The sequence below is a fragment of the Mesorhizobium qingshengii genome (genome assembly GCF_027563465.1).
GTDB lineage: Bacteria > Pseudomonadota > Alphaproteobacteria > Rhizobiales > Rhizobiaceae > Mesorhizobium > Mesorhizobium qingshengii_A.
Genome location: NZ_JAPFQA010000004.1, coordinates 254,994 through 271,493 on the forward strand (window position 1 = coordinate 254,994; position 16,500 = coordinate 271,493).

The 16,500-nt window shown below is 63.2% G+C and carries 17 protein-coding genes and 1 pseudogene; 5 read left to right on the top strand and 13 right to left on the bottom strand.

Annotated features, from left to right (window positions below; translation table 11 throughout):
* Positions 1-65 precede the first annotated feature (65 nt).
* The 7 genes from OOJ09_RS12430 to OOJ09_RS12460 all read right to left on the bottom strand — a co-directional run bounded on the left by OOJ09_RS12430 (position 66) and on the right by OOJ09_RS12460 (position 6,626).
* Entirely contained in the window at positions 66-662 is a 597-nt protein-coding gene (locus OOJ09_RS12430; protein ID WP_269905495.1) for a hypothetical protein, read from the bottom strand.
* Between the two features lie 17 nt (positions 663-679).
* Positions 680-1,132, bottom strand: a complete 453-nt coding sequence (locus OOJ09_RS12435; protein ID WP_269905496.1) for a GNAT family N-acetyltransferase — start codon at positions 1,130-1,132, stop codon at positions 680-682.
* 37 nt (positions 1,133-1,169) lie between these two features.
* Positions 1,170-4,091: an excinuclease ABC subunit UvrA gene (gene uvrA, locus OOJ09_RS12440; RefSeq protein WP_269905497.1), complete on the bottom strand. Its 2,922-nt coding sequence runs from the start codon at positions 4,089-4,091 to the stop codon at positions 1,170-1,172.
* Positions 4,092-4,786: 695 nt separating this feature from the next.
* Complete coding sequence (locus OOJ09_RS12445; RefSeq protein ID WP_269905498.1) at positions 4,787-5,083, bottom strand: hypothetical protein; 297 nt, start codon at positions 5,081-5,083, stop codon at positions 4,787-4,789.
* 100 nt (positions 5,084-5,183) lie between these two features.
* Positions 5,184-5,789: an ATP-dependent Clp protease proteolytic subunit gene (locus OOJ09_RS12450; RefSeq protein WP_269905499.1), complete on the bottom strand. Its 606-nt coding sequence runs from the start codon at positions 5,787-5,789 to the stop codon at positions 5,184-5,186.
* A 25-nt stretch (positions 5,790-5,814) separates the two neighbouring features.
* Complete coding sequence (locus OOJ09_RS12455; protein WP_269905500.1) at positions 5,815-6,315, bottom strand: SRPBCC family protein; 501 nt, start codon at positions 6,313-6,315, stop codon at positions 5,815-5,817.
* Positions 6,312-6,626 (bottom strand): ArsR/SmtB family transcription factor, encoded by a 315-nt coding sequence (locus OOJ09_RS12460; RefSeq protein ID WP_269905501.1) that lies wholly within the window; start codon positions 6,624-6,626, stop codon positions 6,312-6,314. Before OOJ09_RS12460 ends, OOJ09_RS12455 begins: the two co-directional genes overlap by 4 nt.
* A gap of 226 nt (positions 6,627-6,852) precedes the next feature.
* Between OOJ09_RS12460 and OOJ09_RS12465 the strand changes: the two genes are divergently transcribed.
* The 3 genes and pseudogenes from OOJ09_RS12465 to OOJ09_RS12475 all read left to right on the top strand — a co-directional run bounded on the left by OOJ09_RS12465 (position 6,853) and on the right by OOJ09_RS12475 (position 8,267).
* Complete coding sequence (locus OOJ09_RS12465; protein ID WP_269905502.1) at positions 6,853-7,368, top strand: single-stranded DNA-binding protein; 516 nt, start codon at positions 6,853-6,855, stop codon at positions 7,366-7,368.
* Between the two features lie 43 nt (positions 7,369-7,411).
* On the top strand, positions 7,412-7,810 hold the full coding sequence (locus tag OOJ09_RS12470) for a DUF2306 domain-containing protein (protein ID WP_269905503.1): 399 nt from the start codon (positions 7,412-7,414) through the stop codon (positions 7,808-7,810).
* A gap of 31 nt (positions 7,811-7,841) precedes the next feature.
* Positions 7,842-8,267 (top strand): annotated as a pseudogene (locus OOJ09_RS12475) (OsmC family protein).
* A gap of 26 nt (positions 8,268-8,293) precedes the next feature.
* Here OOJ09_RS12475 and OOJ09_RS12480 read toward each other — a convergent pair.
* From OOJ09_RS12480 to OOJ09_RS12490, 3 genes are all read right to left on the bottom strand, one after another.
* Positions 8,294-8,923, bottom strand: coding sequence for a MarC family protein (locus OOJ09_RS12480; RefSeq protein WP_269905504.1), 630 nt, complete (start codon positions 8,921-8,923; stop codon positions 8,294-8,296).
* A gap of 102 nt (positions 8,924-9,025) precedes the next feature.
* The gene (locus OOJ09_RS12485) at positions 9,026-9,403 is read right to left on the bottom strand and encodes a VOC family protein (RefSeq protein WP_269905651.1); all 378 of its coding nucleotides are present in this window, start codon (positions 9,401-9,403) and stop codon (positions 9,026-9,028) included.
* 31 nt (positions 9,404-9,434) lie between these two features.
* On the bottom strand, positions 9,435-9,986 hold the full coding sequence (locus tag OOJ09_RS12490) for a hypothetical protein (protein WP_269905505.1): 552 nt from the start codon (positions 9,984-9,986) through the stop codon (positions 9,435-9,437).
* An 85-nt stretch (positions 9,987-10,071) separates the two neighbouring features.
* Here OOJ09_RS12490 and OOJ09_RS12495 point away from each other — a divergent pair, with 85 nt between their 5' ends.
* Positions 10,072-10,971, top strand: coding sequence for a helix-turn-helix transcriptional regulator (locus OOJ09_RS12495; protein WP_269905506.1), 900 nt, complete (start codon positions 10,072-10,074; stop codon positions 10,969-10,971).
* On the opposite strand, the gene OOJ09_RS12500 is transcribed toward OOJ09_RS12495, so the two are convergent.
* Together OOJ09_RS12500 and OOJ09_RS12505 are read right to left on the bottom strand one after the other, a co-directional pair.
* Entirely contained in the window at positions 10,935-11,555 is a 621-nt protein-coding gene (locus tag OOJ09_RS12500) for a ParB-like protein (protein WP_269905507.1), read from the bottom strand. The genes OOJ09_RS12495 and OOJ09_RS12500 overlap by 37 nt on opposite strands.
* 23 nt (positions 11,556-11,578) lie before the next feature.
* Positions 11,579-13,330 carry a SulP family inorganic anion transporter gene (locus OOJ09_RS12505; RefSeq protein ID WP_269905508.1) on the bottom strand — a complete coding sequence of 584 codons (1,752 nt, stop codon included), beginning with the start codon at positions 13,328-13,330 and terminating at the stop codon, positions 11,579-11,581.
* A 132-nt stretch (positions 13,331-13,462) separates the two neighbouring features.
* On the opposite strand from OOJ09_RS12505, the gene gyrA reads away from it, so the two are divergent.
* Positions 13,463-16,267 (top strand): DNA gyrase subunit A, encoded by a 2,805-nt coding sequence (gene gyrA, locus OOJ09_RS12510; protein WP_269905509.1) that lies wholly within the window; start codon positions 13,463-13,465, stop codon positions 16,265-16,267.
* A gap of 68 nt (positions 16,268-16,335) precedes the next feature.
* Here the strand turns inward: gyrA and OOJ09_RS12515 are convergent, their stop codons facing one another.
* The gene (locus OOJ09_RS12515; protein WP_082525247.1) at positions 16,336-16,488 is read right to left on the bottom strand and encodes a hypothetical protein; all 153 of its coding nucleotides are present in this window, start codon (positions 16,486-16,488) and stop codon (positions 16,336-16,338) included.
* Between the last annotated feature and the right edge of the window lie 12 nt (positions 16,489-16,500).

A 16,500-nucleotide genomic window follows, 5' to 3' on the forward strand; every position in this document is an offset into this window, starting at 1 on the left:
CTCCTCCAACATGTTTTCGCTAGGTATTGCGTTGGTCAAATTCGATCCGCAAACGGCTATTTCGATCAGGCGGGCGGCCGCCAATCCGCTGGAAAGATTGTCGGGGTTCCCGAGGGGTAAAGGCCTTTCCGCAGCCGCATAACGCGAAACTGATTTCCGTCCTCGACGATATCGTAGAGAGCCTTGATCGGCTGATAGCGTGCGCGGCGATAGTCATGCAACATGACGATCGTATCGGCGTGACATAGCAGTGTCGCCATGAACGCGCATTCCATCCGGCGCCGGCCGTCAATGAAGATGAAGTCGAATTTGCGCTTCAGGCTGAACGGCCAGGTCGAATAGTTGAGTTCCGGATCGCGGTCGCCGAGCATGGGGCCCCGGAGGTCGAGGCAGATCGGATGGAAACCGCTCCACCGCGGCAGCTGAGGCAGGAGTTGATCGAGGAAGGACTGATTGTCGTCGATCGAAAACAGATTGTCGATGGCGAGCTGATGCCTCAACTCAAGCATCGCCAGCGTTGTGTGGCCCGCGCCCCATTCCAGATAGGCTCGCGTGCCGGGTTTTACATGCTGCAGCAGGATGCGCTGGAATTCGGACAAATAGTCGGCGCCGTAAGCATGCGACGAGCGGACCACACCACCCAAGGTCAGTTTGTTTTCCATAGAGCTTCCGGCCTGCATCACATCGCCTTCGCCATGTCGACGAGCATCCATCCCGGCCGGTAGGGATTGGGCCGGCGACCGGTCTCGTGGAAACCATAGGCCAGATAAAGCGCGATGTTCCGCTCCATCCTGGCATTGGTGTAGAGGCGTACCTCCGGCAAGCCCCACAGGCGGGTCTGTTCATCCGCGTGCTTGAGCGGCGCGATGCCGAAGCCCTTGCCCTGAAATTCTGGCGCGACAGCCACGGAGAAGATCATGGCGTGATCGTCATGCCGCTCGAGCGTCAGCAGTCCAGCCAACTCGCCGCCACTCTCCAAGAGCCAGACCTCGCCGCCTGCGATGCGTGGCGCATAATCCTCGGTGACCGGGATCGGCGGTGCGCCAAACAGCGCGGAATAGGGGGCATAGGCCGCCGTGGTTAGCGAGACGACAGTTTGGAGATCACAGGCAAGGGCTTTTCTGAGGGTCATTCAAAAGCTCTCCAGCAGGCTCCAAGCGATCCGGCCATCACTCCGCCGCTTCGCGTTTGCCTCCGGGGCGCCGCTCCAGGAGCTCCTTGAGGAACTGGCCGGTGTAGCTGCGCTTCTCGCGCACGATTGCTTCCGGCGTGCCGGACGCCACCAGTTCGCCGCCGCCATCGCCACCTTCGGGACCGAGGTCCAGCACCCAGTCGGCGGTCTTGATGACTTCGAGATTGTGCTCGATGACCACCACCGTGTTGCCCTGGTCGACCAGTTCGTGCAGCACTTCCAGGAGCTTGGCGACGTCGTGGAAATGCAGGCCGGTGGTCGGCTCGTCGAGGATGTAGAGCGTCTTGCCGGTCGCCTTGCGCGACAGTTCCTTGGCGAGCTTGATGCGCTGCGCCTCGCCGCCCGACAGCGTCGTCGCCTGCTGGCCGATATGGATATAGCCAAGGCCAACCTGCTTCAGCGTGTCGAGCTTGTCGCGCACGCCGGGCACGGCGGCGAAGAAATCGACGCCTTCCTCGACCGTCATGTCGAGCACGTCGGCGATCGACTTGCCCTTGAACAGCACGTCGAGCGTCTCGCGGTTGTAGCGCTTGCCGTGGCAGACGTCGCAGGTGACGTAGACGTCGGGCAGGAAGTGCATCTCGATCTTGATGACGCCGTCGCCCTGGCAGGCCTCGCAGCGGCCGCCCTTGACGTTGAACGAGAAACGGCCGGGTTGATAACCGCGCGCCTTGGCTTCGGGAAGGCCGGCGAACCAGTCACGGATAGGCGTGAAGGCGCCGGTATAGGTGGCCGGGTTGGAGCGCGGCGTCCGCCCGATTGGCGACTGGTCGATGTCGATGACCTTGTCGAGGAATTCGAGACCCTCGATGCGGTCGTGCTCGGCGGGATGTTCGCGCGAGCCCATGATACGGCGCGACGCGGCCTTGAACAGCGTCTCGATCAGGAAGGTCGACTTGCCGCCGCCCGACACGCCGGTCACGGCGGTGAAGGTGCCGAGCGGGATTTCCGCGGTGACGTTCTTCAGATTGTTGCCGCGCGCGCCGACGATCTTCAGCCGCCGGTTCTTCTTGGCCTCGCGCCGCACGCCAGGCGTCGCCACTTCCAATGCGCCCGACAGATATTTGCCGGTGATCGAATTGGGGTTGGCCATGACCTGCTGTGGCGTACCCTGCGCGATGATCTCGCCGCCATGGATGCCGGCGGCCGGACCCATGTCGACGACATAGTCGGCATGCAGGATGGCGTCCTCGTCATGCTCGACGACGATCACGGTGTTGCCGATGTCGCGCAGGTGCTTCAGCGTGTCGAGCAGGCGGGCATTGTCGCGCTGGTGCAGGCCGATCGACGGCTCGTCCAGAACATAGAGCACGCCGGTGAGGCCGGAGCCGATCTGCGAGGCCAGGCGGATACGCTGGCTCTCACCGCCCGACAGCGTGCCGGAATTGCGCGACAGTGTCAGATAATCGAGCCCGACATCGTTGAGGAAGCGCAGCCGCTCGCGGATCTCCTTGAGGACGCGCACCGCGATCTCGTTCTGCTTGTCGTTGAGCGACGCCGGCAGGTCCGTGAACCACTGGTCGGCCTTGCGGATGGAAAGCTCGGTGACTTCGCCGATATGCTTGCCAGCGATTTTCACGGCCAGCGACTCGGGCTTCAACCGATAGCCCTTGCACACCGGGCAAGGGGTGGCCGACATGAAGCGCTCGATTTCCTCCCGCATCCAGGCGGATTCGGTCTCCTTCCAGCGCCGCTCGAGATTGGGAATGACGCCCTCGAAAGTCTTGGTCGTCTTGTAGGAACGCAACCCGTCATCATACTGGAAAGTGATTTCGCGCTCGCCGGTGCCGCGCAGGATGGCTTCCTGAGCTTCAACCGTCAGGTCCTTGAACTTGTCGCCGAGCTTGAAGCCATAGGCCTTGCCCAGCGCTTCCAGCGTCTGCGCGTAGTAGGGCGAGGTCGACTTCGCCCACGGGCTGACGGCGCCGTCGCGCAGCGATACGTTCTCGTCGGGCACGACGAGGTTGGGATCGATGGCGCGCTGGCTGCCGAGGCCATCGCAGGTCGGGCAGGCGCCGAACGGGTTGTTGAAGGAGAACAGGCGCGGCTCGATTTCCGGAATGGTGAAGCCGGAGACCGGGCAAGCGAATTTTTCCGAAAACAGGATGCGCTCATGCGTCTCGTTCTTGGACTTGTTGACCGAATCCTCGCCGGTCTGGCTGGCGTCGAGCGGCCTGTCGGCGAATTCGGCCACCGCCAGCCCGTCGGCCAGCTTCAGCGCCGTCTCGATGGAGTCGGCAAGCCGGGTGGCGAGATCGCCGCGCACGACGATGCGGTCGACGACGACGTCGAGGTCGTGCTTGTACTTCTTGTCCAGCGCCGGCACGTCGGCGATCTCATAGAAAACGCCGTCGACCTTGACGCGCTGAAAGCCCTTCTTCTGCAGCTCCAGCAATTCCTTGCGGTACTCGCCCTTACGGCCGCGCACCATCGGCGCCAGGATGAACAGGCGCGTGCCTTCCTCGACGGCCAGCACGCGGTCGACCATTTGGCTGACCGTCTGGCTTTCGATCGGCAGGCCGGTAGCCGGCGAATAAGGGACACCGACGCGCGCGAAGAGCAGGCGCATATAGTCGTAGATCTCGGTGACGGTGCCGACCGTCGAACGTGGGTTCTTCGAGGTGGTCTTCTGCTCGATTGAGATGGCGGGCGACAGGCCATCGATCTGATCGACGTCCGGCTTCTGCATCATTTCGAGGAATTGCCGCGCGTAGGCCGAAAGGCTTTCGACATAGCGGCGCTGGCCTTCGGCGTAGATGGTGTCGAAGGCAAGTGACGATTTGCCGGACCCTGACAGGCCGGTCATGACAATCAGGCTGTCACGCGGCAGGTCAAGATCGACATTCTTCAAATTGTGTTCGCGCGCCCCGCGAATGGAAAGGTATTTATGGTCGGCCATCGCCGGTCGCCGCCTCAAATCTGGAATTCGTGGGATTGGCGGGTGTTTCCCGGCCATCCCCTATGTAGGTTTTTTTGCCGCCACGTCGAGAGACGCCACAACTCTCGATCAGAAGCGTTTAACCGTCTTTCGCGCAAAGGGGCAAGCAGAAAGAACAAAGGTCGAACATGCTCCTGACAAAAGCTGGAATATCCACCATTGCTTCAGGAGGCCTGGCGATCACATTTTTCATAATCGGCTATTGAACGGTTGACGTCCCCGACTCAGGGGAGCAGACTCCAATGGTCAACGAAGCCGGCCGTCTTTCGATGGCCTCGCCGCCCAGAGGCGGCTTGCGAGACGCCGCAGGCATTTGCGATTGGCGCTTCGGGACGACAACGTCGCAATGGACAAGGAGCGGAGCATGACGCCACCGGACAGTCCCTTGAGGCTCCACGTGTCGCTGGAGCCGCGGCAGGCATAAGTGCCAGGGCCAGGCGTTTGCGCCGCCCGACAAACCGTGACCTGCCATATCCCACAAAAATCAGAGACTGCTAGTCGGATCGTCGGCTGAATACCGCGAAGCATCCGAAATCAAACGCCGGCAGTACACTCCCGGCAAAATATGGATTTTAGATCCAGAAAAGCCCCGTCCGTTGCTCAAAGCACGGCGGGGCTGTTTTTTTGTGCGCGACGGTATTTTGGCACGCGCAACGTCAGTGACGCGGCAGTCCGATTGCACCAGCACCCATATCGACAGTGATGCTGCCGGAAATCCTGACATCCGTATCGCCGATCTTGAACTGGCCATTCCCATTGCTGGGGAGCGCATCGTCGGGTTCGGGCTCGGGGGCCGGCTTGGCGATGCGATAATCGCTTGTCACGCCGGGCAGCGCGCCCTGCTGTGGATTTGGCGAGCTGTCTCCGGCAACGGCAGTGCCGCAGGTGATGGCAGCGGCGGCGACGCCAGCAATCAGCCGGTTCAAACCAGTATGTGAAACCTTGAGGAGCATTGGCCAACCATAGTGCCGCGACCGGGGCGAAGCCAGAGCGGCGGCGGCAAAAATCGCCGGCGGCCGATCGACCTCTGTTCAGCGCGGCGGCTGCGTGCCTTCACGCGGCCTGCTTGCGCGTATCGAAAACATGGTCGACGATGCCCCAGGCTTGGGCCTCGCGGGCCGTCATGAAGTGATCGCGATCGAGTGTGCGTTCGACCTCCTCATAGGTGCGGCCGCAATGCTGCGCATAGAGTTCGGCCATGTGCCGCTTTGTCTGGCCGATGCGCTCGGCATGGCGCTGGATGTCGGAGGCCTGGCCCTGGAATCCGCCCAGCGGCTGATGCAGCAGGATGGTGGCGTTCGGCAGGGAGATCCGGCGTCCGGCCGTGCCGGCCATCAGCAGGAACGAGGCCATCGAAGCGGCAAAGCCCATGCACACGGTCGACACCGGGCAACTGATGTATTGCATCGTGTCGTAGATGGCGAAACCGCTGGTCACCACGCCGCCGGGCGAGTTGATGTAGAGTGAAATCTCCTTGTCGGGATTGTCCGATTCCAGCGACAGCAGTTGCGCGCAGACCAGCGCCGAGACGTCGTCGTTGATCTCTCCGTTAATGAAGACGATGCGCTCGCGCAGCAACCGCGAGAAGATGTCGAAGGCGCGTTCGCCGCGGCTCGATTGCTCGATCACCATCGGCACCAGATTGGCAAGGCCGCTCATCACTTCTCTCCGTTGGTTTCGTTGTTCAGGCCGCGCGCAGCAACAGCAAGGGCGTGTTCGCGGCGATGGGCTGTCCGGCTCCGCGCAATCCCAGTGAAAGCCGGCAGCCGGCGCCCGCCATGGTGAACGCGGGCATTGCCGTTCGGGCAAAACCGTCATGGACAATGCGCAGGTGCGTGCCGCCCGAGATGGTGCGGGCGAGTGTAAAAGTGACGGTGCTGTCGAGCGGGTCCTGCCGCGCGGCATCGCCTTGCTGCGGCCGCTCGCGCCAGGAATAACGCAAAAGTCGTTCGGGCTCGGCGTCGAGAATTTCGCATTCGATCGGCGCGCCCGGTCCGGCGAAGGCAAAACGATTGCCGATCTCCGGCCTGATGTCGTTCGGCATCATCCAGGCGGCGAGCAGGTCCGGCATGGTCAGCGCCCGCCACACCTTTTCCGGCGGCTCGGCAAGGTCATATTCGAACTCGAGTGCATCGGGAGCGGCTTCGCCCTGGCTCTCGTTGGTCATTGATCCGGTGTCCTTCATTGATCCATGTCCTTCAAAACCGCCTTCAGCCTATCGATGCGCTCCGGCCAGAAGATCCGGTAGCGTTCGATCCAGGAGAGCAGGGGAGCAAGCCCTTGCGGATCGGCACGATAGTAGGCGTTGCGGCCGGCCCGCCGCTCGACCACCAGGCCAGCGCCGCGCAACACCGCCAGATGCTGAGACACCGCCGGCTGCGACACCGTCATGCCGCTGCGCAGTTCCGACACGCTCATCTCGCTGGTGGCGAGGCGCTCGTAGACGGCGCGGCGCGTCGGGTCGGCCAAGGCCCGGAAAATCTCTGCTTCGATCATGGCAAAAGCATAAGTCGATACTTATCGATTTGGCAAGTGCTGTTTTGAAACCCATATACGGGCCTCGGGCATTGCTGCCATTCCTTGACAATCAGCGGCGATGCATATAGGAACGAAAAGGGAACAAAAACCTTGTGGGAAAAGGCAGCCACGGCAGGCGGGGATCGTCCGGAGCCTGTAAGGTGCGCCAACAAAAAATAGTTTCGGATGAGCGCGGAGAAATAAGATGGCGGGTAGCGTCAACAAAGTCATTCTGGTCGGCAATCTCGGCGCGGACCCTGAAGTCCGCCGGCTGAATTCCGGCGAGCCGGTCGTCAACATCCGCATTGCGACGTCGGAAAGCTGGCGTGACAAGAATTCCGGCGAGCGCAAGGAAAAGACCGAGTGGCACAACGTCGTCATCTTCAATGACCAGCTCGCCAAGGTGGCCGAGCAATATCTGAAGAAGGGCATGAAGGTCTATGTCGAGGGCCAGTTGCAGACGCGCAAATGGCAGGACCAGACCGGCAACGACAAGTACACGACGGAAGTCGTGCTGCAGAAATTCCGTGGCGAGCTGCAGATGCTCGACGCGCGTGGGCAGGGTGAAGGTGGCCAGGTCGGCGGCTATTCCGGTGGCGGCAGCAGCCGTGGTTCCGATTTCGGCCAGTCCAGCCCGAGCGAGAGCTTCAATCGTGGCGGCGGCGCTCCCAAGGGTGGCGGCGGTTCGTCGCGCGAACTGGACGACGAAATTCCGTTCTGAGACCAACTGACGGCTGACGAGAAGCAGATACAGGAGAGGGGCGATGTCGCTGCAACCGCTGCTTGCCGCGCCCTCTCCAATTCCTTGGCATGCGTTCGCCGCCTTTGCCGCATTGGCGATAGGGGCCTCGCAGCTGGCGCTGCCGAAAGGAACGCCGCGTCATCGCATCGCTGGCTATGTCTGGGCGGCGCTGATGCTGGTCATTGCCATCAGCAGTTTCTGGATCCAGCAGATCCGCCTGATCGGCCGCTTCAGCCCGATCCATCTGCTGTCGATCCTCGTGCTGGTCACCGTTCCCCTGGCGGTGTGGCACGCGCACACCCATCGCGTCGAAAAGCATCGGGGCGCCATGATCAAGCTCTATGTTTTCGCTCTGATCGGTGCCGGCATCTTCACGCTGCTGCCCGGCCGCATCATGCACGCGGTCGTGTTCGGTCAATGATCCCCGCGATACAGTCGGAAGGAAGAGTTCAGTGAAAGCACGTGTCAAATGGGTCGAGGAGCGCACCTTCGTCGGTGAATCCGGCAGCGGTCACAAACTGGTGCTGGGCACCGCGCTCTGACCGGAAGGCAAGACGCCGGGCCCGAGCCCGATGGAGCTGGTGCTGATCGGCACCGGTGGCTGTTCGGCCTATGACGTGGTGCATATCCTCGAAAAGGGGCGCGAGGCGGTCGAGGACTGCGTCGTCGAGCTCGACGCCGACCGGGCCGAAACCGAGCCCAGGGTTTTCACACGCATCCACATGCATTTCGTCGTCAAGGGCCGGGCGCTGTCCAGCGACAAGGTCAAACGAGCAATCGACCTGTCGATCGAAAAATACTGTTCGGCCTCCGCGATGCTGGCCAAGACCGCCACGATCACCCATGATTTCGAAGTGATCGATACGACGGCGAAGTAGGGGCCGGCCTCAGGGTTGGTTTCGCACTACCCTGCCATCAACGCCTTGACGCCGTCGGCAACGAACTGCACGGCAAGCGCCGCCAGGATGACACCGAGCAATCGCGTCAGGATCGAACGGCCGGTGTGGCCGAGGATGCGGTCGATGCGCTCCGACAGCACGAACACCAGATAGGTGATGGCGAGGCAGACGAAGATGATGCCGACCAGCGCCGCCTGCGCGGCAAAACCCTGAAACGAGCCCGAAAGCAGCACGGTCGCCGAAATGGCGCCGGGGCCGGCGATCAGCGGGATCGCCAGCGGGAAAGCGGCGATGTTGTGGATCATGTCCTTGGTGATGGCCACGTCGCCGATCTTCTCCTTGCGGTCCTGCCGGCGCTCGAACACCATTTCGAAGGCGATGAAGAACAGCAGGAAGCCGCCGGCGACGCGGAAGGCCGGCAGCGTGATGCCGAACACGGACAGGATCGAGGCGCCTGCGACCGCGAACAGCGCCATCACCAGGAAGCCGATGACCGAGGCGCGGACGGAAACCTGCTGGCGCTCCTCGCGGTTCATGCCGCGCGTCACGGCGAGGAACAGCGGCGCCAGCCCGGGCGGATCGATGGTCACGAGAATGGTGACGAAGGCGTTGAACAGGCTGTCGAAATTCGGCATCTCTGACCCCTCCCACCGGGCAGAGCCCGCACCATGGTATTGGTAGAGCAAAGCCCGGTCGGTGGGAACTGTCGGAGCGACGATACTGGAGACGTGACTGGTTCAGCCGGCGGCGCCGCAATAGGCCTCGAGGCGGTAGCCGTCCGGATCGATGACAAAGGCGGCATAGTAGTTTTCACCGTAGTCAGCGCGCAGGCCCGGCGTCCCATTGTCGCTGCCACCTTCGCGCAGTGCACCGGCATGAAAGGCATCGACGCCGCCTCGCGTTGGCGCGGCGAAGCAGAAATGCAGGCCGGACTTTTCGTCAGCCGGTACCGGCCGCGGCACCTCGTTGACCCACAGCGCGACGCTCTGTGCGCCATAGCCGAGCGAGCCCGGGGATTGGCTGAGACAGCTGTAGCCAAGCGGCTTCAGCGCGGCGTCGTAAAAACGCTTGGATGTTGCCGCGTCGCGGACACCGATCGAGATGTGATCGAACATATTTTTCTCATTCATTCAATGTCTTGTGGCATCAGGTTGTTGTCACTCGGCGCGCCAGGAACTCGACCTCCAGCCGCCATGTCGCGCCGTTGTCGTGTGAGCGTTCGCCAAGCCAGCGGAAGCTGCTGTCGGTGATGCGGGAAAAACTCCAGCGCACCGAAGAGCCGGTGCCGTCGGCGCCCACCTGCACGATCGTGTCGCCCTCGGCACGGCCGAGCTGGCGGCTAAAATACTGGTTGCGCGGATCGCTCCAGAAAATGTGCCAGGCGTCGGCGCCAGGATCGTAAACCCGCAGCGTCGTGCCATAAAAAGTCCATTTGCCAAGGGAAGGCGAGGGGCCAGCGTCGCGCGCGGGCAGGATCCACACATCCTGGATCGCGCGGCCTTCCAGCACCCAGCCGAAATGCACCTCGCCGCGCCCGCTCAGCACGGTCCCGTCCTCGAGATGGCGCGAGGCCTCGAACGTCCAGGCGCCGACGAAGCGGCCATAAAGGGCCAGTTGTTGGGCAAGCCCTTCTGCTGGTCCGGCGCTGTGCAAGGCCTGTGCAAAGGAAGATTGGGCAAAGGAGGATTGGTCGAACATGGCTACGGCCTCTTCTTGTCAGGAGACCGGGAAGGGTAGGCGGTCACGGGGTTCTGGGCTTGGGAAAAATTGCTATAGTTCGGCCATGACAGCGACCACGCGCGCACTCGCATCCGGACCCGGCTGGCAGGTGTCGGACGTGGTGTGCACGGCTGGCGCCGGCGACCGGCCGTTCGAGGAAACACACCGGGATTTCTGCGTCGCCGTGGTCACCAGCGGCACGTTCCGTTATCGCGCGCAACAAGGCACGGCGATGCTGGCGCCCGGTTCCCTTCTGCTTGGCAATCCCGGCACGTGCTACGAGTGCGGGCACGAGCACGGCAGCGGTGACCGTTGCCTCTCGTTCCATTTCGGACCGGCCTACATGGAACGGATCGTCGCCGAAGTGCCGGGCGCCGGGAAACTGGCCTTCGAGGCGGCACGCCTGCCGCCTTTGCCGGCCTTCGCGCCGCTGCTGGCCACGGCGGAAGCCGCGCGAGACATGGCCGACAACGACGCCTTCGAGGAACTCTCCCTACGCATCGCAGGTGCTTCAGTGACGGCTGCCACCGACGCCACGCCTGCCAGGCGCGCGCCGAGCCGCCGTGATCAGAAACGGGTTGCCGAAGCGGTGCGGCGGATCGAACTGGATGCGGACGGGCCGGTCTCGCTTTCGGCGCTTGCCGAGGAGACGGCAACCAGCCCCTATCATTTCCTGCGGATTTTCCGTCAGGTCGCCGGGATGACGCCCTACCAATTCCTGCTGCGGACACGGCTGCACCGCGCTGCGGTGCGGCTGCGTATGGCGAACGAGACAGTCTCGGCGATCGCCTTCGCGGCCGGCTTCAACGATCTGTCGACTTTCAACCGTCGTTTTCGGCGCGTCATGGGTGAGACGCCCGGCGACTATCGCACCCGCCGGCCCGGCGGCGCCTTGCCGGCCACATCGGCAGTCGCGGCCTTGCGAGGTCAGTCCGACGTCGGGCCGCACCAGCCTGGCAGGTAGTCGGCGTCCTTGTCCTTGGCCAGCGTCAGTGCCTCCTTCATCGCCTTGTCGAAGTTTTTCGCCACGACGTCCGGGTCGATGCGCCGGCGCAGGAAATCCGCCCACAGGAATTCGCTAAACGGGGTCGTGTCCTTGGCGAAGCCGCCTTGCCGGCGCAGCTCACCCGCCATGCTTCGGTAGGGATCGTCGACCAGTTCAGCCATGGTTTTCGGAATGGCGCCGTAGTCGCGCCGCCGACCGGTTTCGTCGAACGGGTGCATCCAGCCGCGATTGTCGAGCACAACGAAAAAGGCGTCCTTGTCGAGCGCCGACAGGTCGCTGGTCACCGTGACGAAAACATCCTTGATGCCTTCCTCGAGCAGCGCGCGGGCGAGGTGGTGATGATCGGTGACGTAGTTGCGTTTCTTTGGCCCCAGCACGACGGGGACCATGTGCCTGCCGAGAAACGTACCGGTCTTCCTGGCGCTCTGCGTGCGGATCATCTGGCGTTTCAAGGCCACTTCCCGCATGCCGACGGTGATCTGCGTCGGCCGCAGGTCCTTGACGGCGACGGGGTTCAGCAGAGGCTCTCTTTGGATGATCATGTCCGGCTCTCCTGTTTCGGCGACTAACGGCCGGATTGCAGCGCCTTCACGGCGGCGTCGACGCTGTGGAATATCCGTTGCGGGCCGACGAGGTCGATGATGCCAAACCGCGCCAGCGCCGCCTGGGCGCGCAGGGACTCCATCCTGGCAATGGCGAAGACCGCGCCCGCCTTGCGGCAATGCGTTATGGTTTCGATCAGTGCCTGGGCGGCGGTATAGTCGATTTCGACGATGCTGCTGGCCTCCAGCACGACGAGTTTCACGCGTCCATTGCCGGCGTCGACCAGATCACAGAAGCCGCGTTTGAAGCGATCGGCATTGACGAAGGACAGAGGTGCCTGAAACGCGGCGACCAGCACGCCTGGCAGCCGTTCGCCGGCGTTTCCGACGGTCGGCGGCCACCAGACCGACGTGCCGGGAACCTGCTCCAGTTCGATGGGCTGCGTTCGCGTCGCGCTCCACACACCATGCAGCAGCGAAAGGCCGATGCCGATCGCCACACCGATCTGTATGGGCAGCACGACGATAGCCGCCATGGTAATCAGGATCAGGAGGAATTCGAGCGGCGCCTGCCGGTAGACATTGGCGAACACCTGCCAGCGCAGGATACGCCGAGCCACGAACAGCAGCACGCCCGCCAGGGCCGCCTGCGGGATGTTGGCCAGCAAGCCGCCACCGAACGCGCCGAGCGCCAGCACGATTGCGGCGGCGAAGAGGCCTGCCAGTTGCGAATGGCCGCCGGTATGGGCGGCGATGGCCGTGCGCGGCGGGCTGGCATTGACCGGAAAGCCGGCAAACAGTCCCGACGCAATGCTGCCGGCGCCAACGCCGACAAAATCGCGGTTGACGTCCGGGGCTTCGCCCTGTTGCGAGACGAAAGAGCGGGCGGTGGCCGCCGTCTGCACCATGACGACGATGGCAATCAGCAGTGCCAGTGGAACCAGCGCCCGGATGTCGCCGAGGCGGACCAGCGGCAGGCCGGCACGCGGCAGGCCGTTCGGCAAGGCGCCAAGCACGGCGACGCCGCGATCCGCGAGACCGAAGGCGACGACGGCCAGCGTCGCCAGCACGAGGCCGATCAGCGCGCCGGGGATACGAGCGCTGATACGCTCGGCGAGGAAGACGATGGCGAACACGCCAAGCCCCAGCGCCAGGCTGTAGGGGTTGGTGAGATGAAGGTTGGCGGCGATCTCACCGACGCGCCGCAAGGTATCGCTGCTTTCGGCGGGCAAGCCAAGCAGTCCCGGCAGTTGCGAGATGATGATGTGGATGGCTATGCCGGCCAGAAAGCCGGTCGTGACCGGCACCGACAAGAGGTCGGCGATCCAGCCGAGGCGCAACGCCCCGCACAGCACGACGACCAACCCGACCATCACCGCCAGTGTCGCGGCAAGCGCCAGATATTGGGGCGAGCCGGTGGCGGCAAGCAAGGCAAGACCGCCCGCGAACAGCGGCGTTATGGTCGAATCCGCGCCGGCCGAAAGGTAGCGACTGGCGCCGAAGACGGCAAAGGCCAGCGATCCGGCGACGAAGACGAAAAAGCCGATCTCGGGTGCGAAGCCGCCCAGACGGGCGGTGGCCATCTGCTCGGGAATGGCAATCGCGGCCAATGTGAAACCCGCGACGAGATCACCATTGAGATATTTCGGTGCCCACCCATTCAGCGAGCGGAACGGCAGCCACGAGGTCCAGTTCGTCACGCTTGTGGTCCTCGCTCGGGAAACACGCTCCACCCTGGCCTTTGCTCCGGTGTTCGCAAAAAGCACCTCGGCCATATCGTCGCAATCAGTGGTATCCTTTTGAAATTACCACCAAAAATGACACTGGAAAAGTGCTGCGGACATTGGAGTTTCGGGCTTGCTTCCTATATAAGCGTCAAGTGATTCCTGATTAGATTGTGATCCGATTTGACCGACCAGAAGACACCGCGCGGCGCCGACGGCGGCCCCACCGGCATTGAGCCGATATCCATCGTCGAGGAGATGCAGCGCTCCTATCTCGATTACGCCATGAGCGTGATCGTCAGCCGCGCGCTGCCCGACGTGCGCGACGGCCTGAAGCCGGTGCATCGCCGCATACTCTTCGCCTCGCATGAGAGCGGTTACCACTGGAACCGCAAATATGTGAAGTCGGCCCGCCCGGTCGCCGACGTGATGGGTAAATACCATCCGCATGGCGACGCCTCCATCTATGACGCCTTGGTGCGCATGGCGCAGGACTGGTCGCTGCGCGTGCCGCTGATCGACGGGCAGGGCAATTTCGGCTCGATCGACGGCGATCCGCCGGCGGCGATGCGCTACACCGAATCGCGACTGACCAAGGTCGCGCATGAGTTGCTCGAGGACATCGACAAGGAAACCGTCGATTTCCAGGACACCTATGATGCCTCCGGCAGCGAACCGAAAGTGCTGCCGGCACGGTTCCCCAATCTGCTGGTCAATGGCTCCGGCGGCATCGCCGTCGGCATGGCGACAAACATCCCGCCGCACAATCTCGGCGAAGTCTGCAACGGCGCGATCGCCATCATCGACAATCCGGCGATCGACCTGCCGGCGCTGATGGAGATCATCCCGGGACCGGATTTCCCGACCGGCGGTATCGTGCTTGGCCGTTCCGGCATCTACAGCGCCTATGCGACCGGCCGTGGCTCGATCGTCATGCGTGGCAAGGTCAACATCGAACAGCGCGGCAATGACCGCGAGTCGATCATCATCACCGAGGTTCCCTACCAGGTGAACAAGTCGTCGATGATCGAGAAGATGGCCGAGCTGGTGCGCGACAAGCGCATCGAGGGCATTTCCGACATTCGCGACGAGAGCGACCGTCAGGGCTACCGCGTCGTCATCGAGCTGAAGCGCGACGCCGTCGCCGACGTCATTCTCAACCAGCTTTACCGCTTCACGCCGCTGCAGACGTCTTTCGGCGCCAATATGGTGGCGCTGAACGGCGGCAAGCCGGAACTGATGACGCTGACCGACATGCTGAAGGCCTTTGTGGCCTTCCGCGAGGAGGTGATCACCCGGCGCACCAAATTCCTGCTGCGCAAGGCGCGTGACCGTGCCCATGTGCTGGTCGGTCTGGCGATCGCCGTCGCCAATATCGACGAGGTCATCAAACTGATCCGCACCGCGCCCGATCCGCAGACGGCGCGCGAGCAGTTGATGGAGCGGCGCTGGCCGTCCGGCGATGTTGAATCGCTGATCCTTTTGATCGACGATCCGCGCCATCGTATCAATGAGGACGGCACCTACAATCTGTCCGAGGAGCAGGCGCGCGCCATCCTCGAGTTGCGCCTGCAGCGCCTGACCGCGCTCGGCCGTGACGAAATCGCCGACGAGTTGAACACGATCGGCGCCGAAATCATCGACTATCTCGACATCCTGTCGTCTCGGGCCCGCGTCCAGCAGATCGTCAAGGACGAGCTTGCCGCAGTGCGCGACGAGTTCGGCACGCCACGCCGCACCGAACTCACCGACGGCGGCGCGGACATGGAAGACGAGGACCTGATCCAGCGCGAGGACATGGTCGTGACGGTGAGCCATTCCGGCTACATCAAGCGTGTTCCGTTGTCGCTCTACCGGGCGCAGCGCCGCGGCGGCAAGGGCCGCTCCGGCATGTCGACCAAGGAAGAGGATTTCGTCACCCGGCTGTTCGTCGCCAACACGCACACGCCGGTGCTGTTCTTCTCCTCGCGCGGCATCGTCTACAAGGAGAAGGTCTGGCGGCTGCCGATCGGCAACCCGCAGTCGCGCGGCAAGGCGTTGATCAACATGCTGCCGCTGGAACAAGGCGAGCGCATCACCACCATCATGCCGTTGCCCGAGGACGAGACGAGCTGGGGCGAGCTCGACGTGATGTTCGCCACCACGCGCGGTACCGTGCGCCGCAACAAGCTCTCCGACTTCGTCCAGGTCAACCGCAACGGCAAGATCGCCATGAAGCTGGAGGAGGAGGGCGACGAGATTCTCGGCGTCGAGACCTGCACCGACAATGATGACGTGCTTCTGACCGCCAGCTCCGGCCAGTGCATACGCTTTTCGGTCGGCGACGTGCGCGTTTTCCAGAGCCGCAACTCGGTCGGTGTGCGTGGCATCGCCATGGCCGAGACCGACAGGGTGATTTCCATGGCGGTGATCGAGAATGTCGATGCGCCACCGGCGGAACGCGCTGCCTATCTCAAGCGAGCGGCGGCCGAACGGCGGCTTGCCGCCGGCATCGCCGCCGGCGAAGAGGAAGAGATCGCGCTGACCAACGAAGAGGTCGGCGAGGAGACGGAGCTTTCCGATGAACGCTACGAGTTCCTGAAGGCACACGAGCAGTACGTGCTGACGGTGACCGAATATGGCTACGGCAAGCGCTCCTCGTCCTATGACTTCCGGCTGACCGGGCGCGGCGGCAAGGGCATCCGTGCCACCGACGTTTCGAAGACGGCCGAGATTGGCAGGCTGGTGGCGACCTTCCCGGTCGGCAACGACGATCAGATCATGCTTGTGTCGGACGGCGGCACCGTGATCCGGGTGCCGGTCAACGGCATCCGTTTCGCCAGCCGCGCCACCAAGGGCGTGACCATCTTCAACACGGCAGAAGGTGAAAAGGTGGTTTCGGTCGAACGGATATCGGAACCGCAATCGGACGAGGAGACCGAAGAGAGTGTCGAGGGCGGTGCCGTGACAGATCCGGTGGCGGACACAGGCCCGGATGGCGCGGCGTAAGTCCGGCGGCGGGTTTTGACATAGCAACGCCGGCCCTTCGGCCGGCGCGGTAGCAAGTTCCGCCGATATTAGTAGTGACGGTACGGCTTGCGGGGGCCGAAGCCTTCGAAGCGCTTGGTGTTGGCCTTGACGCGGACGCGTTGAGCCTCCTGATGCAGCCCGAATACGGTGGCGATCAGCATGGCGACTGTCATTGCGGTGGCGAGCATGTAGATCAGCATGTGCGTGTTCTC